Annotated in this window: 18 protein-coding genes; 12 read left to right on the top strand and 6 right to left on the bottom strand. The window is 55.0% G+C overall.

What is annotated here, in order from left to right; all coding sequences use genetic code 11:
- The first annotated feature begins 39 nt into the window (after nucleotides 1–39).
- The 4 genes from MWU64_RS00090 to MWU64_RS00075 all read left to right on the top strand — a co-directional run bounded on the left by MWU64_RS00090 (nucleotide 40) and on the right by MWU64_RS00075 (nucleotide 6,975).
- Nucleotides 40–2,628, top strand: coding sequence for a S8 family serine peptidase (locus MWU64_RS00090; RefSeq protein WP_247059004.1), 2,589 nt, complete (start codon nucleotides 40–42; stop codon nucleotides 2,626–2,628).
- Nucleotides 2,625–3,122 (top strand): protease complex subunit PrcB family protein, encoded by a 498-nt coding sequence (locus MWU64_RS00085; protein ID WP_247059002.1) that lies wholly within the window; start codon nucleotides 2,625–2,627, stop codon nucleotides 3,120–3,122. The genes MWU64_RS00090 and MWU64_RS00085 overlap by 4 nt, the downstream gene beginning before the upstream one ends.
- Before the next feature lie 94 nt (nucleotides 3,123–3,216).
- A complete protein-coding gene (parE, locus tag MWU64_RS00080; protein ID WP_247059000.1) occupies nucleotides 3,217–5,112 on the top strand; it encodes a DNA topoisomerase IV subunit B in 1,896 nt (631 codons plus the stop codon).
- A gap of 96 nt (nucleotides 5,113–5,208) precedes the next feature.
- On the top strand, nucleotides 5,209–6,975 hold the full coding sequence (locus MWU64_RS00075) for an SLC13 family permease (RefSeq protein WP_247058998.1): 1,767 nt from the start codon (nucleotides 5,209–5,211) through the stop codon (nucleotides 6,973–6,975).
- Here MWU64_RS00075 and MWU64_RS00070 read toward each other — a convergent pair.
- On the bottom strand, nucleotides 6,963–8,246 hold the full coding sequence (locus MWU64_RS00070) for an EAL domain-containing protein (RefSeq protein WP_247058996.1): 1,284 nt from the start codon (nucleotides 8,244–8,246) through the stop codon (nucleotides 6,963–6,965). The genes MWU64_RS00075 and MWU64_RS00070 overlap by 13 nt on opposite strands.
- 577 nt (nucleotides 8,247–8,823) lie before the next feature.
- Here MWU64_RS00070 and MWU64_RS00065 point away from each other — a divergent pair.
- The 4 genes from MWU64_RS00065 to serB all read left to right on the top strand — a co-directional run bounded on the left by MWU64_RS00065 (nucleotide 8,824) and on the right by serB (nucleotide 14,040).
- Nucleotides 8,824–9,372 carry a cytochrome b gene (locus tag MWU64_RS00065; RefSeq protein ID WP_114334182.1) on the top strand — a complete coding sequence of 183 codons (549 nt, stop codon included), beginning with the start codon at nucleotides 8,824–8,826 and terminating at the stop codon, nucleotides 9,370–9,372.
- 51 nt (nucleotides 9,373–9,423) lie between these two features.
- A complete protein-coding gene (locus MWU64_RS00060; protein ID WP_247058994.1) occupies nucleotides 9,424–10,005 on the top strand; it encodes a YceI family protein in 582 nt (193 codons plus the stop codon).
- 530 nt (nucleotides 10,006–10,535) lie between these two features.
- The gene (gene parC, locus MWU64_RS00055; RefSeq protein ID WP_247058993.1) at nucleotides 10,536–12,830 is read left to right on the top strand and encodes a DNA topoisomerase IV subunit A; all 2,295 of its coding nucleotides are present in this window, start codon (nucleotides 10,536–10,538) and stop codon (nucleotides 12,828–12,830) included.
- A complete protein-coding gene (gene serB, locus MWU64_RS00050) occupies nucleotides 12,823–14,040 on the top strand; it encodes a phosphoserine phosphatase SerB (RefSeq protein ID WP_247058991.1) in 1,218 nt (405 codons plus the stop codon). The genes parC and serB overlap by 8 nt, the downstream gene beginning before the upstream one ends.
- Before the next feature lie 77 nt (nucleotides 14,041–14,117).
- On the opposite strand, the gene MWU64_RS00045 is transcribed toward serB, so the two are convergent.
- From MWU64_RS00045 to epmB, 3 genes are all read right to left on the bottom strand, one after another.
- Nucleotides 14,118–16,205 (bottom strand): EAL domain-containing protein, encoded by a 2,088-nt coding sequence (locus tag MWU64_RS00045; RefSeq protein WP_247058989.1) that lies wholly within the window; start codon nucleotides 16,203–16,205, stop codon nucleotides 14,118–14,120.
- Nucleotides 16,206–16,380: 175 nt separating this feature from the next.
- Nucleotides 16,381–18,177, bottom strand: coding sequence for a GTPase (locus MWU64_RS00040; protein WP_247060695.1), 1,797 nt, complete (start codon nucleotides 18,175–18,177; stop codon nucleotides 16,381–16,383).
- 178 nt (nucleotides 18,178–18,355) lie between these two features.
- Entirely contained in the window at nucleotides 18,356–19,420 is a 1,065-nt protein-coding gene (gene epmB, locus MWU64_RS00035) for an EF-P beta-lysylation protein EpmB (protein WP_247058987.1), read from the bottom strand.
- Between the two features lie 45 nt (nucleotides 19,421–19,465).
- Here epmB and efp point away from each other — a divergent pair, with 45 nt between their 5' ends.
- Nucleotides 19,466–20,041, top strand: coding sequence for an elongation factor P (gene efp, locus MWU64_RS00030; protein ID WP_114334174.1), 576 nt, complete (start codon nucleotides 19,466–19,468; stop codon nucleotides 20,039–20,041).
- A gap of 6 nt (nucleotides 20,042–20,047) precedes the next feature.
- Nucleotides 20,048–21,016: an EF-P lysine aminoacylase EpmA gene (gene epmA, locus MWU64_RS00025; RefSeq protein WP_247058985.1), complete on the top strand. Its 969-nt coding sequence runs from the start codon at nucleotides 20,048–20,050 to the stop codon at nucleotides 21,014–21,016.
- A 5-nt stretch (nucleotides 21,017–21,021) separates the two neighbouring features.
- Here epmA and asd read toward each other — a convergent pair whose 3' ends face one another.
- Nucleotides 21,022–21,891, bottom strand: a complete 870-nt coding sequence (gene asd, locus MWU64_RS00020; protein ID WP_247058983.1) for an archaetidylserine decarboxylase — start codon at nucleotides 21,889–21,891, stop codon at nucleotides 21,022–21,024.
- 150 nt (nucleotides 21,892–22,041) lie between these two features.
- Between asd and motA the strand changes: the two genes are divergently transcribed.
- Nucleotides 22,042–22,893 (top strand): flagellar motor stator protein MotA, encoded by an 852-nt coding sequence (gene motA, locus MWU64_RS00015; RefSeq protein WP_247058981.1) that lies wholly within the window; start codon nucleotides 22,042–22,044, stop codon nucleotides 22,891–22,893.
- Between the two features lie 28 nt (nucleotides 22,894–22,921).
- Complete coding sequence (motB, locus tag MWU64_RS00010; protein WP_247058979.1) at nucleotides 22,922–23,881, top strand: flagellar motor protein MotB; 960 nt, start codon at nucleotides 22,922–22,924, stop codon at nucleotides 23,879–23,881.
- Between the two features lie 26 nt (nucleotides 23,882–23,907).
- Here motB and rsgA read toward each other — a convergent pair whose 3' ends face one another.
- Nucleotides 23,908–24,963 carry a small ribosomal subunit biogenesis GTPase RsgA gene (gene rsgA, locus MWU64_RS00005; protein WP_247058977.1) on the bottom strand — a complete coding sequence of 352 codons (1,056 nt, stop codon included), beginning with the start codon at nucleotides 24,961–24,963 and terminating at the stop codon, nucleotides 23,908–23,910.
- Nucleotides 24,964–25,156 lie beyond the last annotated feature (193 nt).

Genomic DNA, 25,156 nt, shown 5'->3' with positions numbered 1-25,156 from the left:
CTTTGTAAGTCCGGCAATCTCTTGACTGATGGAGCACTCGTGAGAGCTTTAATTGCGTTGATCGTATTATCACCATGGATGGTGGTGCTGGCCGGCTGCAGCGATTCCGGGGGCTCGGATGATGACGTGCCCGAAAGTCTTTTCAGCCCTTTGTCAGGGGCAATCGCTATCGAAGCGAACAGCCGTATTGATCAGGACACCATGGATCAACTGCGCCGAGAGGGTGCCTCTCCCGCCACCGCCGAACAACAGTTGCCCGCCAGCTTTGTGCTCGCGGGGTATGTGAGCCCGAATGCGGGCACTTACCCGGCTCCCGCGCGGGCCTGTCAGCCGCAGGATTATGAACAAGACCCCCTCGATACGTTTTCAGTGCCTTTGGCCGTTGGTGAAACAGTGGTACTCAAGAGTTTTGGTACCTGTGGGGCAGATGTGGCGCTCGAACTGCAGGTTGAAGGGTATCCGGCAGTACGGACATCCGGTCGGGACGAAACCGCACAGTTTCGCCTCAATGCCGGACAAGCTGGCGATTATCAGGTGGTGGTCAGGAACGTGGGTAATTTGCCGTCGCGTTACGTGCTGTTGAAAACTGCCGGGACGGCACAACAGAATGCCGCCTACGAATGGCCGGATCACGGATATGTGGAAGGCGAGGCGATAGTCACGTTGACGGAATCGGCTTCCGCAGCGGCACCGGCCTTCAACATGAGCGCGCAACGCTCCGCCGGGGTGCGCAAACTCGGCGAACGCACCTGGTTGCGCACCATGACTAACACTGCCCGCGCGATGGCTGGTGGCCAGATGCCGCCGGATACGCTGGCCTGGATACGCTCACTCAGAGAGCAACCCGAAGTTGAATCGGCCGTTCCGAATTATCAGATGCGGAGCCAATCGCCGGTTGGTGAGCCCCTGTACGGTAAGCAGTGGCATTACGGGATGATCAATGGGCCGGTTGCCTGGCAGATCGAGCCAAGTGGCGGTGCTGGTGTTAATGTGGCGGTATTGGATACGGGGTTGTTTCGGGCATCGGGCTCGTCCGGGTGGCACCCGGACCTGGACCGGAATGTGGTAACAGGCCGGGACTTCGTCGACAACGACAGCGACCCCAGAGATCCGGGTAGCAGTGTGGGCGGCAACGTGTACCACGGTACTCACGTGGCGGGAACCGTCGCATCTGTTATTGATAACAAGGGCAGTGGTGGCGTAGCTTTCGGGACTAACTTGCTGCCCGTGCGGGTGTTGGGCGAAGGCGGTACCGGCTCCTCTGCTGATTTGATTGATGCCATCGCCTGGCTGGTAAATGGCAGCAGCGGGCAACCGCCGAGGGCACAAGTGGTCAACATGAGCTTGGGAGGCCTGCCGGAGATACCTCAGTTAGAATCAGTCATGGCGGCAGGCGTGAACAAGGGCATGCTGTTTGTTGCCGCGGCAGGCAATGCCGCCGGTTCGGAAAAATCATACCCGGCAGCCTCCCGGAACGTGCTTGCGGTGAGTGCGGTAGACGGTGCCCGAAATCTGGCCTCTTACTCCAATTTCGGCAGTTGGATCGATTTGGCGGCGCCGGGTGGTGATGCGGGTCGTGATGCGAATACCGATGGTGAGGCAGATTTGATCTGGAGCACCAGCGCGGTGCTCAAATCCGGTCAGTACGAAGCCGATTATCGGGGCCTTCAAGGCACGTCCATGGCGGCGCCTCACGTCTCCGGCGTGCTGGCGATGATGAAAGCGGAGAAGCCTGAACTCGATTACGGCGACATCCGGGCGCTGCTCGAGAGTGGTGAATTAACGGAATATTCGGGTCGGCGCTCGGATCAGGTCGGGTTTGGGGTGCTGGATGCCGCCAAAGCGGTGTCGGCAGCCAGTCAGGGCTTTGCAGGCCCGGTCCTGTCTGCGTCACCGGCTGTGGTGTCGTTGAGTAACGAAGGGGTTGAGGCGCAGGTGGTTGAGCTTAACGTTTATGGCTCTGCGCCAGTAACCGGTGCTTCGGTAGACTCACACCCAGCCTGGCTACGCGTGACGGAAGACTTCTCGCAGAAGCCATTTACTCTTGAGGTTATTTTATTGCCTGATCGGTTGACCCCCGACGTCGCCGCCAGAGGTGATATTGTGGTGAGCTACAATGGCAGTAAACAGCTGCACATACCGGTTATTGGTCAGCTAATTACCGATGAAAAAGCCCGGAATGCCGGCAAACACTTTGTCTTGCTGGTGGGCACCGAGCCAAACGAGCAGGGTGTGTATCTGGCCGAGGCTCAGGTGACAGCCACGGTGCAGGATGGCGAGTATTCGTTTCAATTTGAAGCCGACGATGGCGAAGAGCCCCGGCAGCTGAGCGGGGTGGCTCCCGGCGACTACTATTTGGTTGCCGGAACCGATATCGATGGTGATGGCTTTATCTGCCAGTCCGGGGAGGCGTGCGCAGAGTATCCGGTCACGGGTTTGCGGGAAGTGGTAACCGTTAAGGTGCGGCAGTCCATAAGTGGGCTTCGCATGACCACCGGTTTTAGTCGTCCGACCATTTCGGCCGCCAGCCCGGATATTCTGCCCCGGCCGAAGTTTAAGGGCTACCAGCTGATCGATAGCAGGGGCCGAGCGGTTTCCACGAATCCAACCAGAAAGGCATTGCAATGACCCCTTTTTCGATGAAAGTATTTGCGGCAACGGCACTCTTATTGGTTCTAACCGGCTGTGCTGCGTCGGGGAACACTCCGCTTCCGCAGAGCGCGCAGGTTCGCCAGGTTACCCAGTCAGCTCACTGTGGTTTGACCGGTCCTGGTGTCGCGTATGTGAATTCCGCAGAAAAACTGGATTCGTTTCTGGGCGTGCGTGGCCAGAATATGTCCACCGATGTCATCCGGCAGGTCGATTTGGCCCAAGAACAACTTATCTTCGTGACTTTGGGCCAAAAGCCCACCGCGGGCTATAGCCTTGGACTGGCCGAGTTTAGCCAGGAAGACGGCACGCTTAATCTGCAGATGGATTTAAAGGCACCGGCGCCCGGCATGATGGTGGCGCAGGTGATTACCTCGCCGTGTGCCGTGCTGGCCGTCGCTGGGGGCGACTGGGCGCGGGTTGAAGTGACCGGTGTCACCGATCAGCCGCTGGTCGAGCGTGTGAAGCGTTGAGCAGTACCGATGTGCCAAAAAATCAAACGTTGATCTTTGAGCCTTAATCAATAAGCTATGGCGCAACGATCACTTTCGGAGTTATGCCCTTTCTATGAGCCAGCAACAATACAACGCCGATGCCATTGAAGTTCTAAGCGGCCTTGATCCGGTGCGAAAGCGCCCGGGAATGTATACGGATACGTCAAGGCCAAACCATCTGGCGCAAGAGGTCATCGACAACAGTGTTGATGAAGCCTTGGCTGGGCATGCCCGCAAGATAGAAGTCACCCTGCACAGCGACAATTCGTTAAGTGTGGAAGACGATGGCCGGGGCATGCCGGTAGATATCCATAAAGAAGAAGGGGTGCCGGGGGTTGAGCTGATCCTTTCGCGTTTGCACGCGGGGGGCAAATTTTCGGAAGGCAATTATAACTTTTCTGGTGGCTTGCACGGTGTCGGCGTGTCAGTGGTTAACGCCCTTTCAACTCTGCTGGAGGTCACGATACGCCGGGATAGCCAGGTCCACAGGATGACCTTCGAAAACGGTGAAAAAGCCACCGAGCTTGAAGTCATCGACACGGTTGGCAAGCGCAACACCGGTACCCGGCTAAGGTTTTCGCCAGATCCTAAATATTTTGACAGCCCGAATTTCTCGGTCAGTCGCTTGCGCCATAACCTGCGCGCTAAAGCGGTGTTGTGCCCGGGCCTGACGGTCATATTCATACAGGAAAAAACCGGCGAGAAAGACGAATGGCTGTACGAAGACGGTCTGCGGGATTATCTGCGCACCGCATTGGCAGATATCGAAGCGGTGCCCCTGAACCCGTTCACCGGCAGCTTTTCGGGTAATCAGGAGGCAGTGGACTGGGCCGTTCAATGGCTACCTGAAGGTGGAGACGCTGTTCAGGAAAGTTACGTGAACCTGATACCAACGGCGCAAGGCGGGACCCACGTGAACGGGCTGCGCACCGGTATGTTGGAAGCCATGCGCGAGTTTTGTGAGTTCCGAAGCCTGCTGCCACGTGGTGTTAAATTGTCACCGGAAGATATCTGGGAGCGGGTTGCCTACGTTTTGTCGTTCAAAATGCAGGAGCCTCAGTTCTCCGGCCAGACCAAAGAGCGCCTGTCTTCACGGGAAGCAGCGGCTTTCGTTTCGGGTGTTGTTAAAGATGCGTTCAGCCTTTGGTTGAACCAACATACCGATGTGGCCGAGGTGCTGGCGGAACTCTTCATCAGCAACGCTCAGCGCCGGCTGCGGGCCAGCAAGAAAGTGGCTCGGAAAAAGGTTACCTCTGGCCCGGCGTTGCCGGGCAAGCTGGCAGATTGTTCCGGCACCGATTCCAATCGCGCTGAATTGTTTCTGGTCGAGGGTGATTCGGCCGGCGGCTCGGCCAAACAAGCCCGGGATCGGGAGTTTCAGGCTGTGATGCCGCTGCGAGGCAAGATATTGAATACCTGGGAAGTCGACTCGGGTGAGATTCTGGCCTCTCAGGAAGTGCATGATATTGCGGTAGCGATTGGTGTAGACCCGGGTTCTGATGACTTAGCCGGCCTGCGGTACAATAAGGTGTGCATACTCGCCGACGCGGACTCCGACGGCCTGCACATTGCGACCTTGTTGTGTGCGTTGTTTGTGAAACACTTCCGGCCGTTGGTCAGTGCCGGGCACGTTTTCGTTGCCATGCCGCCGCTGTATCGGGTTGATCTGGGCAAGGAAACGTTCTACGCACTGGATGAACACGAGAAACAGGGCATTCTGGACCGGTTGGCAGCCGAAAACCGTCGGGGCAAGCTTCAGGTTACCCGGTTCAAAGGGCTGGGCGAAATGAACCCGCTGCAGCTGCGCGAAACCACCATGGCACCCGATACGCGGCGTTTGGTAATGCTTACGCTGGAAGAGGGCGACGATACCGACGAAGCGATGGATATGCTGTTGGGCAAGAAGCGTGCTTCTGACCGTAAGGCCTGGCTGGAAGCATACGGCAATATGGCGGACGTTGCAGGCTGATATTTCTTTAAGAGCTATTAAAATCTCTTCTTATTCTTTTTAAGTTAGCCTCCGGCTCGTTATCCTGTCTGTTTTCTGGGTGGAACAGACAGGCTTATGGACTGGGAAGGCTGGTTTTCTCTATTTTTGGCAGGCGCTGCGCTGGCTTTGATGGTATCTGGGCGATTTGCACCGCATCTGGTGATGCTGGCGGTGCTGGTGTTGCTCAGCGCTACGGGTATTGTCAGCCATGAGCAAGCGCTAATCGGGTTTAGTAACCCGGGTCTGATCACCGTTGTTGCCTTGTTTGTTGTTGCCTCGGGAGTCCACCACTCCGGAGGTGTCGATCTTTTAGTGCGTTATATCCTCGGTAAACCCAAAACCGTGCGGGCAGCTCAGGCTCGCATCGCGTTGCCGGTTACTCTGCTCAGTGGCTTTCTGAATAACACCCCTGTGGTGGCCACCATGATTCCTGCGGTTCATGGCTGGTCACGCAAGATCGGTGTCGCTCCTTCCAAACTGATGATTCCTTTAAGTTATGCGGCTATTTTTGGCGGCACGCTGACCATGATTGGCACCAGTACCAACCTGGTGGTGAACGGACAGTATCAACAGCTAACGGGCAGCGATGGTTTTTCTATTTTTGCCATTACCCAGGTCGGGTTGCCGGTGGCCGCTATAGGTGTGTTGGCGATGCTGGTGTTCCTGCCACGATTCCTGCCTGAAAAGAAGGATTATCAAAAATTCGGTTCGGTCAAAGAATTCACCCTTGAGGTAGCGGTTGCCGCCAACGGGCCTCTGGTGGGTAAATCAGTGGGAGAGGCTGGCCTGAGAGAGCTTGAGAGGCTCTATCTGGTCGAGATCGAACGTGACGGAAGCGTGGTTACCGCCGTGCCTTCAGAAGAACGGTTACGAGGGGGCGATCGGTTGGTGTTTGCCGGTGACACCCAGGCGATATCCGACTTGCTTCGCATCAATGGCATTGTGCCATCGGTTCACGATGATGAGCCGGCGCTGAGTCAAGATCGGGCTGAACGACGGCTTGTGGAAGCGGTGCTCTCACCGCAGTGTGATGTGCTCGGGCAGACTATTCGTGATGCCCGTGTGCGGGATCGTTATGGTGCCGTGGTGTTAGCGGTAGCCCGGGGTGGTGAAAGGGTGCCCGGCAACCTCGGAAATATACGGCTGCGCCCCGGGGATGTGTTGTTGCTGGAAGCCCGTCCGGCGTTTGTGAGCCGGCAGCGTTACAACAAAGACTTTTTGTTGATCAACGATTTGGAAACCGAAGCGCCTCGCCACGACCGGGCTTGGTTATCCTGGGCAATTCTGCTGGTGCTGGTTGGCCTCGCCGCATGCGGTGTGATGACCATGCTGAATGCCGCACTGGTGGGGGCGTTTTTGATGATCGTATCTGGCTGTTGCACAGTGGGGCAGGCGCAGAAGGCGGTCGATGTGCCGGTCGTATTAACCATTGCATCGTCTTTTGCATTGGGCGGGGCGCTGGAGCAAACCGGCGCAGCACGGTATTTGGCCGACTCGGTGTTTGGCTTGAGTCAGGGGAGTCCGTTGGTGGCGCTGATTTTGGTGTACCTGGTGGTGTCGGTGCTGACGGAAGTGATCACCAATAATGCCGCCGCGGTGCTGATTGTGCCGGTGGTGTTGTCGCTGACGCAGGCGATGGGGGTCGCCGAAGAGCCGTTTATCATTGCTGTGATGATGGCGGCGTCGGCCAGCTTCGCGACGCCTTTAGGCTACCAGACGAATATGATGGTGTTCGGGCCCGGCGGCTATCGGTTTGCCGACTTTCTACGGGTGGGTCTACCAATGAACATTTTCGTGGGGATAGTTGCGGTGAGTGTTATCGCTCTGATTTATAACATCTGATCTGAATCGCTCATGATGTCGCAGCACAGAACTTGCAGGCTGCTTTCGGAGTTGTAGGCCAGAGACAGGGTGACGCACATATTGGCGCCGGTGACGCAAAGATAAGGTGCTGTCACGTGCAAGCTACCGGGTTGTTCAAGCGCCTGGCTAAGATACTGCTGTCGGCACCAATCCGCGCTGGCGGTGTCTTCGAGAGGCTTGAAGCGAGGGTCTTGTCCGGCCGGGCTGTCATTGGGCAGGAGCGTTTCGGTTATCTGAACGCCGTCGGAATCCACCAGGTAACAACGGGAAACAACCGGGTGGGTGATGAGTTCTGAACAGGCCTGACGGATGTTAACGCCCTTCCGGAGCTGCTCGGTAGCACGCATAAAAGGGGCCATGAAATAGTTGACCAGTTGGCGCGTCGGGTCCTGTTTGACCTGTTTTCTTAGTTTGTATTCCGTCAGTAAAGCGTCCAGGTCTGTGGGCGTCTGAGACATTGCTTCCAGGTCGATGCTGGGGCGCTGGAAGTAAAAGCCCTGAACAAAATCGACCCCGGCATCAATGGCGATCATGACCTGGTCACGAGTCTCAACACCTTCCAGCAGGACGAGGCAACCCGATTGGCGCAGCAGCGATACAATGCCGTTCAGGATTTGCCGGGCGCGATGGTCGTCAACCGCCCGCATCAATAGTGACCGGTCGAGCTTCACGATATCCGGTGACAGATTCCAGATACGTTCAAAGTTAGAATGGCCCGCACCAAAATCGTCTATTGCTGTGAGGCAACCGAGTTTCCGGTAATAGGCGACGGTTTCTCTAAGCTTATCGGCATCGTCGGTAGGCTGTTCGACGATCTCCATAACGATTCGATGGGCGGGTAGCCCTGTCTTCTCAAGAATTTGCCCGAAAAACGAATCCGATTGGTTGCCATGAGTAACGACCCGCGGCGACACGTTCAGAAACAGCCAGTTCAGCTGGTCTTTGATGCTGCTGTAGTTGCGGACATGCAGGTAGCGGCAGAGCCGATCGAGAAGCAGGTTTTCCGCATCGGTAGAAGGTAGATCAAACAGGTGCGGCGGCAGAACCGCAGCATTGTCGTTATCGAAGGCGCGAATCAGAGCTTCATAGCCTACCGTGCGTTTATGCGCGATGCTGTAGATAGGCTGAAGGGCAGTGTGCAGCGTTAGCCCTCGGAATGTAGCGGTCCACAGATCGTCCTGCTGGCTAAGCATAGGCGACAGTAGATCGGCTTCAGGAGCCGCTAGCATTTCGTTAAGGCTGTAGGACATAGGTGCGTCTGGGCCGTGTAATAGATCTAAACAGCTGTTAAGCATATAACGAGCTACAGCTGAACTAATCGCCAGAGTGCCTATATCCTTGGCACGGTTCATTTTATTTCAATATCTTACAAGCTGAAGAGTGCCAAAAAATGAGGCTGATTACCACTGGTTAATGAGTATCGCGGGAAACAGTTTGTATTGGAGTAATAAAAAGGCGGGAGCAGAATGAAGAATCCCGGCGTGGAGCCGGGATTCAAGCGTCATTAGTTATTGCTGGGGATGACTACGGTTTCGTCGAAATCGAGTTCCATATCGCTTTCCTCTGTCATTAACACCCCTGGACGGGGCAGTTCATAAGTTTGGTTAAAGTCTATCGCACCGATAAATTCCGACAATCCGTAAAATCCCTATACGACCAAAGTGGCCGAGGCGTTACCCTCCTAGTGGTATAGATTATTCAAAGAAACTGATCAATGAAGACAGAATATTTCGATTTGATTGGTTATCTAAGGGCTTTAGACTAGGTCCTCATATATAAGGTGAATACTGTTGGCCCTGCACGATAGATGATTAAGCTGGAGTAAACATGGCAGTTCGAAATTCTGATGACCGGTACGGTTGGCTTTCCATTTTATTGCACTGGTTGGTTGCGGCCGCTGTGATCGGGCTGTTTGGGCTGGGATTTTGGATGGTTGATTTGTCGTATTACGACGAGTGGTATCGTCGGGGCCCTGATATTCACCGTTCAGTGGGCATATTGCTGTTTGGTGCCATGTTGTTCCGCGTGTTGTGGCGACTTGCGACACCGACACCCAAACCGTTGCCTGAGCATAAGCGTTGGGAGGTGGCATCGGCTCACATCGCACACGCCTTGCTCTACGTGTTGATTTTTGTGGCCATGATCAGCGGTTACCTGATCTCTACGGCCGATGGCTCCGCTATTGATGTGTTTGGGTGGTTCCAGGTTCCTTCTGTGACCGGTCGCATCAAAGGTATGGAAGACACCGCCGGCCTTGTGCATTACTGGAGTACCTGGGCGCTGATTGCGTTGGCAGCCGTTCATGCTCTGGGAGCACTAAAACACCACTTTATCGACAAAGACGCGACCTTGCGCCGAATGGTCGGGAAATCGTAAGTGGTTCAATTCAGGAACTGAGTAATACCAAAGTAAATTAAGGAGAACTTTATGAAAAAACTGATACTGGCTTCAGCCGTTTCCATGGCGGTAATGACCTCGGCCTATGCCGATGAGCGCAGCGGAACTTACGCTTTTGACACGCAAGGCGCTCATCAGTTTATTACCTTCAAGATCTCCCATCTCGGTTACAGCTGGTTGTACGGCCGCTTTAACGATTTTGATGGCCAATTTGTTTATGACGCTGAAAATCCGGAAAACAGCTCCGTGTCTGTGACCATCGATACCGCAAGTATCGACAGCAACCATGCCGAGCGCGACAAGCACTTGCGCAGTGATGATTTCCTGTCCGTGAGCGAGTTTGGTGAAGCCACCTTCCAGAGCAAGCGAGTTGTTATGGACGGCGAAGGCGAAGCCGATATCATCGGTGATCTGACGCTACGGGGCGTCACCCGTGAAGTGACGCTAGAGGCTGAAATGCTGGGGCACGGCGCGGACCCTTGGGGTGGTTACCGGATGGGCTTTGAAGCTGAAACGGAAATCAAACTGAAGGATTTCGGTATCCCGATGGATCTGGGCAAGGCCTCTGAAACCGTTGAGATCGAAATTTCTGTAGAAGGTATTCGTCAGTAAAGTCTGCAATACGTAGCCTGGGGCCGGAATGCTGGGCCCCCAGGCTAAGTTCCCTTCGGCGATTGCATCGCCAATACTCCATGAAGACAGGGTGTTAGTGATTCTCTGGTTGCTCGTTTGCTCTGCAAAGATGGCGTTGACGTAGAAACTGGGCCACAAAAATAACAACCCAAATCACCAGTCCAGCCCAGAGATACGGGGCTGGTAGTTGAAACGTGCCACTGATGGCAAACTCCACCAACAGCATCAGAACAACTGCAAGAGTGGCATTTACCAGAGCCGTTATCATAGCGTGCCCGCAGGCTTTCAGATTGGGAATCATAGGTTTCCGCTTGCTCAGAGATAAGACGGCAATCTAACTAGATCAGCGAGAATACGGCGCACCTTACAGACTCTCCATGCGGGAATTCCGCTATTGGAAATTGGTGTATCGTGGCTGGCGTCCATATAATGTGGGCCACATTTCCCGGTGTCTCTTTCGGGTAACGAATCGACATTCCAAATCAGGCAGTTAAGGCAAAGGGGCGTTCATGCCAGAGTTTCAGACGACCGATGAAGGGTTCGAGCGGGTAGCGCTACGCGATTATACCGAGAAGGCCTACCTCGACTATTCCATGTACGTGATCCTGGATAGGGCCTTGCCCAATGTGGGCGACGGGCTTAAGCCGGTGCAGCGGCGGATTGTGTACGCGATGTCCGAGTTGGGCCTGAAGTCCACCTCCAAGTACAAGAAGTCGGCTCGAACCGTGGGTGACGTTCTGGGTAAGTTCCACCCTCATGGCGACAGTGCCTGCTACGAAGCCATGGTGCTGATGGCCCAACCCTTCTCATACCGTTACCCTCTGGTCGACGGGCAGGGCAACTGGGGGTCACCGGACGATCCCAAATCCTTCGCCGCCATGCGTTATACCGAATCCCGGCTGGCGCGATTCTCCGATGTGTTGTTGAGTGAACTGGGCCAAGGCACGGTAGATTGGGTGCCCAACTTTGATGGCACCATGGAGGAACCCTCGGTTCTTCCGGCACGTTTGCCGCATGTGTTGCTGAATGGCACAACCGGCATCGCGGTGGGCATGGCCACAGACATCCCGCCCCACAACGTACGGGAGGTCACCGCAGCCTGTATCCGTCTGCTGGATGAGCCAGAAGCCACCGTTGACCAGGTCTGCGAACATGTCAAAGGCCCGGATTTCCCAACCCGTGCCGAGGTCATTACCCCGCGCAACGATCTTCGCAAGATGTACGAAACGGGCCGCGGCTCGTTGAGAATGAGGGCGCGTTGGGTCAAAGAAAGTGGCGAGATCGTGGTTACTGATTTGCCGCACCAGGTATCAGGTAATCGAGTTCTTGAGCAAATAGCCCAGCAGATGCAAACCAAGAAGCTGCCGATGGTGGCGGATTTGCGGGATGAGTCAGACCACGAAAACCCGACTCGGCTGGTGATTGTGCCGCGCTCGAATCGCGTGGATCTGGAAGGTCTGATGGCGCATTTGTTTGCCAGTACCGACCTTGAGAAAACCTACCGGGTGAACATTAACGTGATCGGCAACGACGGTCGTCCCGGAGTTAAAGGTCTGCATCAGATGTTGACGGAATGGCTCGCCTTCCGGAAAACCACGGTAACGCGCCGATTGCAGCACCGTTTGGACAAAGTGCTGGCCCGCCTGCATTTGCTGGAAGGTTTGTTGATTGCCTACCTCAATATTGATGAGGTAATCGAAATTATCCGCACAGAGGATAAGCCGAAGGTGGAGCTGATGGCCCGTTTTGGCTTGTCGCCGGAACAGGCGGAGGCAATTCTTGAACTGAAATTGCGTCATTTGGCCAAACTGGAAGAGATGAAAATCCGTGGCGAGCAGGATGAACTTGCCCTGGAACGTGATGAGCTTCAGGCCATTCTGGGCTCTGAAGAACGTATGCGGGAGTTGATAAAAACCGAGCTTCAACAGGATGCGGAAACCTACGGTGACGACCGTCGCTCACCTATTGTCGAGCGTGAAGAAGCCAAAGCCTTCAGTGAAACCGATCTGGTGTCCAACGACCCGGTAACGGTGGTGTTGTCGGAAAAAGGCTGGGTGCGGGCCGCGAAAGGGCACGATATTGATCCGTCTGGCCTGAGTTATAAATCCGGCGACCGGTTTTCTCTGGCCGCCAAAGGCCGCAACAATCAGCAAGCGATCTTCCTCGATTCTACCGGTCGGGCATACGCGTTGATGGCCCATTCGCTGCCGTCTGCACGAGGCCAGGGTGACCCGCTGACTGGCCGGATAAACCCGCCGTCTGGTGCCACCTTCTCGGGCTTGCTCATGGGTAAACCAGAGCGTAAGGCGTTGTTAGTGACGGATGCCGGCTATGGCTTTGTCACGTCGCTGGGTGACATGATCAGTAAAAACCGGGCCGGGAAGGCCGTGGTGACTGTTCCGAAAGGGGCCAAAATCATGCCGCCGGTGACGGTGCCGGAAACCGCGTCAACCCTGTATCTTGCGGCGATTTCCAATGAAGGACGAATGCTGGTTTTCCCGCTTAACGAATTGCCGGAACTGGCGAAAGGCAAGGGCAATAAGATCATCAGCATTCCCTCCGCGCGAGTGCAGAACCGCGAGGAGTTTGTGGTAGCTGTCGCCGTGTTTGGCGAAGAAGATCAGCTGGAAGTGCGAGCCGGAAAGCGCAAGCTTGGTTTGAGGTTCAGTGATCTTGAGCACTATCTCGGAGAGCGTGGCCGCCGTGGCCACAAATTGCCCCGCGGGCTGCAGCGCGTGGACGGTATCGATGTCATTCCCTCTGCCGCCAGAGCAGAGGAAGAGGAGAGTGTAGACAGTGAGTGAGCTGGTGCTGGTAAACGTATCCGGGCGCGATAAGCCCGGGCTGACCTCGGAAATAACGGGGATTATGGGTCGATACGATGTGCGCATTCTCGATATCGGTCAGGCGGTGATTCACGATTACTTGACCTGGGGTATTTTGATTGAGATTCCGGACGAGTCCCAGTCTTCGCCGGTCATCCGCGATATTCTGTTTCGTCTGCACGCGCTGGATCTGCAGGTTCGGTTTGCACCGATCACGGTTGAGGAATACCAGTCCTGGGCCGAGGGGCGTAACCGAGCCTGTTACATTGTGACCTTATTGTCTCGGGATATTAAAGCGGAACAGATTGCCCGTGTGTCTGAAATAACCGCACGTCACGGCCTGAACATCGACAACATCACCCGCTTGTCTGCCCGGCCATCCCTGAATGCCTCCGAGAACCGGATTGCTTGTGTCGAATTTTCGGTTCGCGGAACACCGCTGGATCTGGAACAGCTGCGCTCGGACTTCCTGCACATTGCGGGCGAGATGAACGTAGACATCGCTTTCCAGGCCGATTCGATTTTCCGTCGTAACCGCCGCTTGGTGGTGTTCGATATGGACTCGACACTGATTGAAGCGGAAGTGATTGATGAGTTGGCGCTGGAAGCCGGTGTGGGTGATCGGGTTGCAGAGATTACCGAGCGTGCCATGCAGGGCGAGCTGGATTTCAGTCAGAGTTTTGCGGAACGGCTGTCGCTGCTGAAAGGGTTAGACGAATCGGTGCTTGAGGGTATCGCCAACCGCCTTCGCATGACGGAAGGGGCCGAACACCTGATTCGAAGTTTAAAGGCGCTGGGCTATCGTACAGCCATTCTCTCGGGCGGTTTTACGTACTTCGCACGTCATTTGCAGAGTAAGTTGGGCATTGACTACGTTTACGCCAATGAACTGGAAATCGTAAATGGGAAAGTGACCGGCGAAGTGAAGGGGCAGATTGTCGATGGTCAGCGCAAAGCGGAATTGTTGCTGGAGATCGCCGAGAAAGAGCATATCGCCAGAGAGCAAGTAATCGCGGTGGGCGACGGCGCGAACGACCTGCCTATGCTGAGCCAGGCGGGGCTGGGGGTAGCGTTCCGGGCCAAGCCTTTGGTTAAGGAGTCGGCTAAGCACTCCATCTCCACGCTAGGCTTGGACGCCATTCTGTATCTGATCGGGTTTCGTGAGAGTGAAACCAATCAGACGCTGTAAAACAACGGCTGCAGTTGTAAAAAAGAGGTGAAGACACATGGTCTTCACCTCTTTTTTTATGCCGTAATTCGCGACAATCAGTGATCGCCAAAATCGTAGTTCATTTCCGGTCCCGGAGCTTGCAGGTAATAACCCTGAATGTAGTTAACGCCTGCTTGCCAGAGGGTCGCCAGAACGCTGGCGCTTTCCACTTGCGGCACGATAGTCAGCTTGCCGGATTGTTGCAGCGAACTGGCCATTTCTTTCACTTGATCTTTGATTTTTTCGTCTTTCTGGATGCTCTCAGTGAACGAGCCGTCAAATTTCACGTAATCCGTATCAATGTGTTTCAGTACATTGAAAGGGTTAATGGCACCGCCAAAATGCTTGATCGACACTTTGCAGTTGAGCTCGTGTACTGCCTTCGTGAATTCTTTTGCTTGTTTGGTGAAGTTGTTGGCGTTGTGTTCGCTAATTTGGAGGATCAGTGCGTCGCCAGACAGTCGCGCAGCCTTGAGGGCTACGCTTAACCAAGGGGTAAAGGTGACATCCTGAAGGGTTTCAGCGCTCAGGTTCACAAACAGCTTGGTGTCATGACCGCGGGAGCGATGGCTGGAGAGCTGTTTGATCGCTTGCAGAATCACCCAGCGGTCGATCTTTATGGCGGTTTCCGGAGGGCAAATGGCCGGCAACAGGTCGTAGGGGGTCACCTCTTGGTTGTCGCTGTTGGTCATTCGGGCCAGCGTTTCATAGTGCTCTTCGCCCTCACCGCGCAAGTTGATGATGGGCTGGAACAGCAGGTAAAGCCGGTCTTCATCCATGGCTTTGGTGACCATTTCGAGGGCGTTTGACTCATCGGGCGCCTCAAAATCAACCGGGTTGTATATAACAACGCCATTGCCGTTTTCATGCCCCGGCTGTTTCTTGACTTCGGCTGATGCCAAATGAACCCGGCTGAGGAGCTCTTCGGCCTTGGGGGAGTTCTCGGTAATGGCTGAAACGCCAATGGAAACGGTCAGGGAGACCGTGCGACCGTTGATTTCGAACAAGTGGTCATCCACAGCTTTCCGAATGGTTTCGCCCAGCTCAGCCAGACCTTTGTCGTTGCACGGAAGGCACATGATGCAGAACGCATCATCGCTGAGACGCGCGAGCGTCATGTCTTCAGGCGCTTGTTCTTTCAGGAGTGACGCCAGATCACCCAGCAATAAATCGGCACCGGCAATGCCCACGTCGCTCTTCATGCTCAAAAAGTTGTCGATCCCAATGTAGGCCAGGGCACCGGTTTCATTGGTCTTGGCAGAAGTGGCCAGAGTCTCGGCCAGCCGCTCCATCAGATATTGACGGTTATACAGGCCAGTCAACAAATCCTGGCTGCTTATTTTCCGGAGTTTTTCTTCGAGTTCCGCATCACTGTGCTCCGGTTGCAGCACCACCTGAGTACAGGCTTCGCCGTCATATGTCGCGGCGGAGACAGACATGGTGACGTTGAGTTCGTTGTCGTCGCTGCGACGTGCGGTGCAGTTGAAGGTCATGCCGTTGGTACCGGCTTCCTCAAATGCTTTCATGAATTCTTTGTACTGCTCCTGGCATTCTGGTGTTAGCGTGTCCAGAACCGGGACGCAGATCAGATCGTCAATGCCGTCGTAGCCGAGGAACTCCATGTACGATTGGTTGGCGTAGATGTGCATGCCATCGTTGATGTAGGCAATCGCATCTTTGGAGCTCTCGAGCAGAAGCTGGCAGCGTTGTTCGGCCTCGCGCAGGTGAGATTCCAGAACCCGGCGTTTGCGGCGCTCGTTCAGAGCCGCGAGTTCGCGTTTGATCGCCAGTACCAGCATTTCGGTATGCTCAAAGGGCACTGCGTCTTGAGCACCAAGGCGCATGATCGCGAGGTCCCGTTCCCGGTTTGGCTCATTGGTTAACAGGATGAACGGGATATCTTTGTCCATCCGTTTAACCATAGCGAGCGCCGCCTCTGGCCCGAATTCCAGTTCCTCTAGGTCCCTGGCCAGCAGAAAATCCCAGTGTGAAGCTTTCAATGCTTCTTCGAGATCTTCTTCCGAGGTGATGCGATGGGCTCGGGTTGCTTTGCCGGCGTTGCGGAGCAAACTGACCAATGACTCGGCATCATTTTGGGATGGGTCTAGGATCAGCAGCTGAACCGTGGAGTTTTTTTTCTGCATTCGTACGATATCTCATCATGCCGTTTGATGGTGCCGAAGCGATTTGCCGTCAGTAATGCGGAAGGTAAAATTCTTCCGGATTTTCGGCAAATAACCGGCGTATCATTGCAATAGAATGATGAAGGGGTTGTTGATTAATAACAACCCTGACGTCAATGGACTGTTAACAGGTCGTTTAAAGCGACGGCCACAAAGAGTCGAATTCGTCTTCTGTTGTGCCTGAGCCAGAACCCCGGGGCCCCTTGGTGTGCGAGGAGGTTGCGGCTGTATGCAATTTAAGCTCGAACTGACTGACACTGCCTGTTGCGGAAACCTTTTTCAGCAATTGGCCCTGGTCTTCGCAGCCATCGTGCAGCAGCGAGATACGGCTGCCACTCTGGAACGGCAAGCGAGGAGTAATAAGGGTTGCAGGCTGGTTAACCACGCTGATCTCCGGCAGCATGAGCCCGCGAAGGTATTCGCTGCTGTTGCCCACTTTCTGAATGAGGCGTACTGCGCAGGGTGCGGCACTGGGGGCGAGCAGTTCGATGCCCACTTGAGTGCCTTGGTTGCGAACCTGTCGAAGCCAACGGACCACCGCCAGACTCCAGGGATGCGAGCTTTGTTCCCTGACACCGAGCACTTCTCCGGCCTGCAAAGATGCCGGGATGTTGCTTTCCCAGCCCACGCAATAACCGCCCGGACTGGTGTTGATCAGCGAGGCTTTGTGGGCAACCGGCCTGGTTTTGCTTGGTTTGGTGCCCGAACTGTTCCGGAAATTAATGGGAGCGTCTGATGGTGGCAAACTGCGTTCCTGAGCAGCCGCATCGTGCGCTCCAGACCAGGCGTCAGGTTTTGGTGTGGAGTTGCGAATAAAGAAATTTTCTTCTTCATGCTGTTCATCGTTGCCGTCAACGAACTCCGGAAAGGTTTTCTCTCCGGCAATAAAATAATGGGCGGCGGTTAGGCCGACGCAAATCTCCAGAGTTCCCTGGCTGGCAATTCGATTGAAATTGCGCTTGGCTAAAATGCCCAATGCCTGGCTGAGGTGTGTCAGCAAGTTATCGCTGATGGTTGCCGGGATATCCAGCTTCGTCGCGCTCGCGGATTTTTCGTGACGCGCCTGAACGGCTTCGGCCAAGTGCGTTGACAGTTCACGGGTATCGAAACCGACATTGTTTTCGCCTGGAACCTGCTCAAGCAAGCTGCGGTAGATGGGTGACGAGTCTTTTTCCAGATTAACCACGAACAGGCTGTCGTCGCCAAGCTCTGGGCCGCATTCGCAATACACGGTCCAGGTTTCGAACAGATCGTAGATCAGTGTCAGCTCGGTTTGGCGCAGTTGATTCGGCCGAGCACAACCTAACAGCAAGACACGCTTGTAGCTGTCCGCCACGGTGCTGGAACGGCGATGTTTGAGCAGTTGGTCGTCAACATCGTGTGCATCCAGCTTATGGCGCTTGGCGAACCGGAACAGGCGGTGGCACTCCAGCCAGCTGTTGGCCGGGCTGGGGCAATACAACTGGTGAGCGCGGAGAATGGTGGCGCCCAGTTCGGAGATAGCGCGATGCATGGCTATGCTGATCTGACGCTTGTTTTTGTCTAGGCCGCCGTTGTCAATAAATTCAAGTACACACAGCTTGTAGCCGCTGGCTAAATGAAGCTGGAGTGCTTGTGTGAGGTTGGCGATTTTGCGCTGCTTCTCCGGCAGGGCAATGGCCAGACCGAGGAAGTGCCGGGACAGTTCGTTGCAGACAAAGTGAATTTTGTCCCTGGCTAACTCCAGAAACTGCATGCGTTGTTGGGGCGGAAGGAACAACTGATTCACTTCTATGATCGCGTGATAGAGCTGGCGCGAGGTTTCACCGATATTCGCCATAGGCAGCTGGCGGGTCCAGGCACGGAACGCTTTGGGCGAAGTGTCGCAAAACGACAAGCTCGCTGTTTTTTGCTCAGGGACCTTAAGTTCGGGTTTCAGAGTCATGCCTACTATGATCTCGCGCCAGTGGCTAAATTACGGTGAGTGTTTAAGTGAAATTACCGAAAATACAGCTCTTTATTGTTTCCCGGTACTAGACTTTAAAGTAGCAAAGCGATGACAAAAAGCGAGAAAGTCATTAGTTAACAATCTTTGACAAGTCAGAAACCGCTTAATTTTGCGACATGCCTCACTAATTTACTGGTATTGGGGTTTTGCTGGTTTCGCCCGGAACTTCACGTACGAGTTTCGGAACCAGAAATCCCGGGAGCCTTTCCAGCATTTGCCGAACGAGCAGGGCTGCAGCGGCATCACTGACATCGAAATGATGCGCTCCGGCCACCGGATCAAAGGCGTGTAGATAGTACGGCATTACACCCGCATCAAACAGTGCCTCGCTCAACGCTGACAGCGTGTCGGCGTTATCGTTCACTCCTTTGAGAATAACACTCTGATTTAGAAGCGTAACACCGGCTTGTTTTAAGCGTGCGAATGCCTCACGAGTGGCCTGATCAATTTCAGCGGGGTGGTTTACGTGAACCACCAGCACTTTCTGCAAGCGGGTACGGTCCAGCCACGATAACATGTCGTCACACACCCGCTGAGGGATAACGACCGGCAGTCGTGAATGAATGCGCAATCGCTTCAGGTGGGGTACCGCATCGAGCAAATCCACCCACTGCGAGAGCAGACGGTCATTGACGGCCAATGGGTCGCCACCGCTGAGAATGACTTCGTTGATCTCGGGGCTGGCGTTCAGTGCCGTAACAATCTGGTGGCGGTCATCGCGGCTGAGTTTATGCTCTCCATAAGGGAAGTGCCGCCGGAAGCAGTAGCGACAGTTGATTGCACATTGGCCGGTGACCATTAACAGAGCACGGCTGTGGTATTTTCTGATCAGGCCGGTGGTCTGAATCGCGGTATTTTCCTCCAGGGGGTCCCGGACAAAACCGGGCTGCTCTACGGTTTCGTCGGCTATTGGCAGTACCTGGCGCAGCAGCGGATCGTTCGGGTTGCCGGGCTCCATGCGCCTGATGAACGGTTCGGGCACGCGGATCTGAAACAGTTTGTGGCCGCTCTTTGCGCCCTCCAGCCATCGTTCTGCAGGCAGGTTGAGGCGTTCCAGTAACTGCTCAGGGTTGCTCAGTGATTGGCTCAGAATCGTTTGCCAGCTTTGGTTTTCGGCAGTGCAGGTTCCGTGCTCTGGAAGATGACTGGTGTTACGGGCTTCTATACGGACCGGAGTTCGCTGTATCATAGCGGCCTTTGAATTTTTAACGACAGTATGTCAGGTGGACATTTCATGGCTTCATATTCTACCAACGAATTTCGTGGCGGGCTCAAGGTTTTGCTGGATGGCGACCCTTGTATCATGCTGGAAAACGAATTCGTTAAGCCCGGTAAAGGGCAGGCTTTTAACCGTGTAAAGCTTCGCAACCTGATGACCAACCGGGTTTGGGAGCGTACTTTCAAATCGGGCGAGAGTCTCGAGGCGGCGGACGTAATGGAACAAGACATGGAATACCTGTACTCCGATGGGGAGTTCTGGCATTTCATGCTGACGGACGGTTCTTTCGAGCAGTATGCCGCAGACGCTAAAGCAGTCGGCGACACTGTTAAGTGGCTGAAAGAGCAAGACGTTTACACCGTAACGCTGTACAACGGTGCGCCTTTGTCGGTTACGCCGCCGAACTTTGTTGAACTCGAGGTTGTAGACACGGACCCGGGCATGAAGGGCGATACCGCACAAGGCGGCTCCAAGCCTGCGACCTTGTCCACGGGGGCGGTTGTCAACGTGCCGTTGTTCATCGTCATCGGTGAAGTGCTGAAAGTGGATACTCGCACTGGCGAATACGTAAACCGCGTCAAAAGCAGTTAATGACCGATGATTGAATCTCCTGTCTGGCAGCCGACTGCCTCGCGGGACGCTCTAAAAAGCCGTGCACAGCAGCTTGCTTACGTGCGCGGCTTTTTTTGTGAGCGGAATGTGCTGGAAGTGGAAACGCCAGTACTTGGCCGCCACGGCGTTACCGATTTGAATCTCGACGGTATCCCGGCAGATATAAGGGCCGGGAGAGTCCAGGGGGGGTGGCTTCAAACCTCGCCTGAATACCCCATGAAACGGCTTTTGGCTGCAGGTTCTGGTTGTATCTACCAGATCGCCCGTGTGTTTCGGAATGGCGAGCGAGGGCGACGTCACAACCCGGAATTTTCGATGCTGGAATGGTATCGGGTCGGAATGGATGATCAGGCGCTCATGACGGAAGTGGCCGATCTGGTGTGCGGTTGGCTCGGGTGTGAGCGGCCGGCTCAACTGAACTATCGGCAGGCAGTGTTCGAAAGCGCCGGCTTCGACCCCATGGAAATCTCCGATGACGACCTGAAACGTTATTGCGCCCAATGGCTGGGGCCGGAACAACTTGCGGAGCTGAGCCGCAACGATTGCCTGGATTTGGTCATGAGTTTTGCGGTGGAGCCAGGTTTGGGCTTCGAGCGGCCAGTGTTTATTACCGGCTATCCGGCGGCGCAGGCTGCCCTGGCAAGGGTGTCACAACAGCAGGGGCACCCGGTCGCGCATCGGTTCGAGCTTTACATCAACGGCTTGGAGCTCTGCAACGGGTATTGGGAACTGACGGACCCGGAGGAGCAGCGACAGCGTTTCGAGGCCGACAACCAGCAGCGCCGGCTGGCTGGCAAGCCTGAAATGGCTTTGGATAGTGCCTTTATGGCGGCGTTGGAGGCCGGCCTGCCCGAATGCTCGGGTGTTGCCTTGGGGCTAGATCGGCTGTTGATGCTGAAAATGGCTGCGAAAACGATCGAGGAAGTTCTGGCCTTTCCGATCGAGAGAGCCTGACCGCGTCAGGCTTTCGCTGGCTTCAACTGGCCAAAGGCCTCGCCCATTTTTACCGTTTTGCTTGCGACTTGGTCTGCGTTCCAGTTCACCGCGCCTTTGGGCATGACCAGCACAACGGTCGAGCCCAGGCGGAAGCGTCCCATCTCGTCGCCTTTCTCGAAGCGAACCGCTTGGTCACCTGAGTACTGCCACTCGGTTACCTTGCTCGGCTTGGGCGCAACCACACCGGCCCAGGTGGTTTCGACACTGCCGACGATCATCGCGCCCACCAAAACCAGCGCCATGGGGCCGGCTTCGGTCTCGAAAATGCAGGCTACGCGCTCATTTCGCGCGAACAGATTCGGAACGTTTTCGGCCGTGACCGGATTAACAGAAAACAGCTTGCCGGGAACGTACACCATTTCTTTCAGTGTGCCGGCCACCGGCATGTGAATTCGGTGGTAGTCTTTAGGGGACAGATAAATGGTGGCGAATTCACCTTCACGAAAGGCGTCTGCGCGCTTTTCGTCACCACCGAGCAGTTCGGTCAGGCTGAAAGACTGCCCTTTGGCCTGAAATACCCGGTCGTCTGCCGTGACTTGACCTAATTGGCTGATAGCACCATCAACCGGGCTGACAAATACGCCCGCGCTCTGATCAACGGTACGGGCACCGGGCTTGAGAGCGCGGGTAAAAAATGCGTTGAAACTGTCGTAAGCGGTGGGGTCAGATTCGGCGGCCTCACTCATGTTTACCCCGTAACGGCCGATAAACCAGCGGATGACGCGGTTTTTAAGAGCTGGACTCCGGTCATAGTCAGCAAGACGGCCAGCCAATCGTGATAGCGTTAGCTGCGGCGTGACGTATTGACTCAAGACGAACAGTTTATCAAGCATTTGAGACATCTCTCGGTTCTATAAAGCGGGGCAGTTTAGCAAACTGGGCGCAGTGTATAGAAATTGTTTCTCCCCTTCGCTGTTCTGCCGTGAGCTTGCTATCATCAAACGCTGATTTTCAACAGAATCCAAACGGACGACTACTTCTTTATGCTGCTGATTATTGGTGCAGTGATTGTTATTGCGAGTGTTCTCGGTGGCTACACTCTGCACGGCGGGAATTTGGCGGTGCTTTGGCAGCCAACGGAAGTGCTGATCATTGGCGGGGCGGCGGTGGGCTCGTTTGTGATCGCCAATCCGATGCACACCGTGAAAGAGGTGTTTAGCGGACTGCTGCGATTGCTCACCGGCTCTCCGTTCAACAAAGCGTATTATATGGACCTTCTGAGTCTGCTTTACGAGATCTTCGATAAATCACGCAAGCAGGGCGTGATGGCCATTGAAGAGGACGTCGACAACCCGGAAGAAAGTCCGATTTTTACCCGTTACCCGGCCATTATGAAATCAAAGCATCTACTGGATTTCATCACCGACTACCTGCGCATCATCAGCTCCGGAAACATGGCACCCCACGAGCTGGAAAGCATGATGGAAAACGAAATCGAGAATCGTCAGCATGAGCTGGAAGAGCCTGCTCACGCGGTTAACAAGATCGCCGATGCCTTACCGGGGTTGGGGATCGTAGCGGCAGTTCTGGGCATTGTTATCACCATGAACTTCCTGAGCGAAGGGCCGGAGAAGATCGGCTTGAGCGTGGCGGCGGCGCTGGTAGGTACGTTTCTGGGCATTTGGATGGGCTACGGTTTTGTCGGCCCGGCCTCAATCGCCCTTGAGCACACTGCGAAATACGAGCTGAAAGCCTACGAGTGTGTAAAGTCAGCCATCGTGGCGACGGTTGCCGGCCAGGCTCCGCAAATGGCCATTGAATTTGGCCGCAAAGCCTTGCCAACCGAGAAACGGCCGGGCTTTCAGGAATTGAACGATCACGTACGCTCCAAGTGATGCCGCTCAACCATAGCCGGAGTTAAGGGTGGAACAACAGCCGATCATCATCAAACGCAAGAAGAAAGTCGTCGCTGGTCATCACGGCGGCTCTTGGAAAGTAGCGTTTGCCGATTTTGCCACTGCGATGATGGCGTTCTTTCTGGTGCTCTGGTTAACCGCGACAGCTACGCCTGAGCAAAAGCGAGCGGTCGAAGGTTACTTCAAAGATCCGGTTGGTTTTACCGAGGGCGGCTCGCCGAATCCGATCGATCTGGGCGGCAGTGCCTCGGTTATTGATGAAAGTTCCTTGGATATCGAATCCAGCACCATTCAAATTGAAGATGAAATCGTGGATGAGCTGGCGGACACGCTCGAGCAGCGCCGAATGGAGCAGTTGTTTCAGGAGTTGAAAGAACGAATTGAGCAGAACGAAACCCTGCAAGAATTCAAAGATCAGTTGCTGATTGATATCACCGATGAAGGCTTGAGGATCCAGATTGTTGACCGGTCGGGGCGCCCGATGTTCGATTCGGGGCGGGCAGAGCTTAAGTATTACACCCAGGAATTGTTGTTCGAACTCGCGAAAACACTCGGCTCGGTGAACAACAAACTCAGTCTTACGGGCCACACCGATGCCACACCGTTCAACGGTCGTCCGGGCTACACCAATTGGGAATTGTCGGCAGATCGCGCCAACACGGCCCGGCGGGCATTGGTGGCAGGTGGTGTCCGGTCTGAACAAATTGCCCGGGTAGTCGGGCTAAGTGATTCGGTGTTGTTCGATACGGATAATCCGACGGCACCGATCAATCGTCGAATCTCGATCATCGTACTGAAGAACAAGTCGGTGGCGGATGCACGCGCCAGAGCAGCATCTTCGCCCAAACCGCTGATCGATTTGACACGCCCCACCGAAGCGCAAGAGCAAGATGCATTGGATAAGCTGGAGGATGGCAGCTGGCGAGAAGAGCGCCCCGAACCCGCGCCGGGGGAGCTCAACTGGTAAAGCTTTCGCGCACCGGAACGGATCGCTCAGTTTAGCTTTAACCCGCGAGCTTGCTGCTCGGCCATGTCCTGAAGGATCCGGTGAAAGCTTTTAAGCCTTTCCCGGGAAATTTCGCCGTTCTCCGCCGCGGCATCCAGTGCACACCCCGGATCGCCCATGTGCCGACAGTTCCGGAACTTGCACAGCCCCATCAATGGCCGAATTTCCCGAAAGCCGTACTCCACTTCTTGCGGCGTCATGTGCCACAAACCAAACTCCCGGATGCCCGGCGAATCAATCAAATCGCCGCCGCTGGCGAGATGGAACAGCTTGGCAGTGGTGGTGGTGTGTACGCCTTTGCCGGTACTCTCTGACACTGCGCCTACCCGAAGCTGCTCATCTGGCAGCAGGGTTTGAATAATCGACGATTTGCCGACACCTGACTGGCCCACGAACACACTGGTCTGGTTGCGAACCAGTGCTTCAACCTCGGGGGCGGGCTCGCCTTCGCAGGCGGCTGCCGACGTTTGTTCAACCTGATAGCCCAAAGCTTCATAACGGGCGAGCAGAGCTTCGATCTGCGGTCGGTTCTGGTCGTTAATCAAATCCGTTTTGTTGAGCAGTAGTACGGCGGGAATGTCGGAGCTTTCAGACGCCACAAGATACCGGTCAATCAGGCTATCGTGAGGCTCCGGTTCTGGTGCGATTACCAGAATGATATGGTCGATGTTGGCAGCGACAGGCTTCAGGGCACCAAAGTTGTCGGGCCGCTGCAGCAGGTTCTCCCTGTCGCAACGAGCAACAATCACTCCGGTTTCACTCTTACCGGGTCGCCAAACGACTTTGTCGCCGGTCACGAGGCTGCTGATGTTAGCTCGAACAAAGCATCGAAATACTTGCCCCGCGTCATCACCTTGCAAGGCTTCAACGTCCAGTTGCTGGCCGTAATGTGCGATGATCAGGCCTTCTTGTTCGGGCCCCAGTTCACCGGCTTCAGCCTGAGCTTCTACGGCCTTTTCCTTGCGGGCCATTCGGGTGGTGCGCTCTTTCTGGATCTTCTCGATGCGCCATTGCTGGCGTTTGTTCAGTTTGCGTTTTGCCATCTGCTCTCTAGTATTCTGGGGAAGTGGTGTACCACATGATACGTGAATCATGGACAATAGGCAGAGTTTTGAAAAACAAGCTACATCTGATTTTTCGGGGCTTCCGGGTTTGGTGCAAGCGCCGGGTCGGGAATGCCTTTTCGGGAGACGCTACGAGCACATCCCTGTGCGCTTAGCTGAAGCCATCCATGGC

The sequence above is a fragment of the Marinobacter sp. S0848L genome (assembly GCF_023016065.1).
Taxonomy (GTDB): Bacteria; Pseudomonadota; Gammaproteobacteria; order Pseudomonadales; family Oleiphilaceae; genus Marinobacter.
The sequence above is the reverse complement of the archived record's forward strand: the minus strand, read 5'-3'. Positions and strand labels throughout refer to the sequence as shown.

What these genes read in the sequence shown, in the direction of transcription:
- MWU64_RS00075 (WP_247058998.1), top strand. Translation starts at nt 5,209, where the DNA reads ATGGACTGGGAAGGCTGGTTTTCTCTATTTTTGGCAGGCGCTGCGCTG.
- MWU64_RS00070 (WP_247058996.1), bottom strand. Translation starts at nt 8,246, where the DNA reads ATGTCCTACAGCCTTAACGAAATGCTAGCGGCTCCTGAAGCCGATCTA.
- parC (WP_247058993.1), top strand. Translation starts at nt 10,536, where the DNA reads ATGCCAGAGTTTCAGACGACCGATGAAGGGTTCGAGCGGGTAGCGCTA.
- MWU64_RS00045 (WP_247058989.1), bottom strand. Translation starts at nt 16,205, where the DNA reads ATGCAGAAAAAAAACTCCACGGTTCAGCTGCTGATCCTAGACCCATCC.
- rsgA (WP_247058977.1), bottom strand. Translation starts at nt 24,963, where the DNA reads ATGGCAAAACGCAAACTGAACAAACGCCAGCAATGGCGCATCGAGAAG.
- MWU64_RS00085 (WP_247059002.1), top strand. Translation starts at nt 2,625, where the DNA reads ATGACCCCTTTTTCGATGAAAGTATTTGCGGCAACGGCACTCTTATTG.
- asd (WP_247058983.1), bottom strand. Translation starts at nt 21,891, where the DNA reads ATGCTTGATAAACTGTTCGTCTTGAGTCAATACGTCACGCCGCAGCTA.
- MWU64_RS00065 (WP_114334182.1), top strand. Translation starts at nt 8,824, where the DNA reads ATGGCAGTTCGAAATTCTGATGACCGGTACGGTTGGCTTTCCATTTTA.
- epmA (WP_247058985.1), top strand. Translation starts at nt 20,048, where the DNA reads ATGATTGAATCTCCTGTCTGGCAGCCGACTGCCTCGCGGGACGCTCTA.
- motA (WP_247058981.1), top strand. Translation starts at nt 22,042, where the DNA reads ATGCTGCTGATTATTGGTGCAGTGATTGTTATTGCGAGTGTTCTCGGT.
- epmB (WP_247058987.1), bottom strand. Translation starts at nt 19,420, where the DNA reads ATGATACAGCGAACTCCGGTCCGTATAGAAGCCCGTAACACCAGTCAT.
- parE (WP_247059000.1), top strand. Translation starts at nt 3,217, where the DNA reads ATGAGCCAGCAACAATACAACGCCGATGCCATTGAAGTTCTAAGCGGC.
- efp (WP_114334174.1), top strand. Translation starts at nt 19,466, where the DNA reads ATGGCTTCATATTCTACCAACGAATTTCGTGGCGGGCTCAAGGTTTTG.
- MWU64_RS00060 (WP_247058994.1), top strand. Translation starts at nt 9,424, where the DNA reads ATGAAAAAACTGATACTGGCTTCAGCCGTTTCCATGGCGGTAATGACC.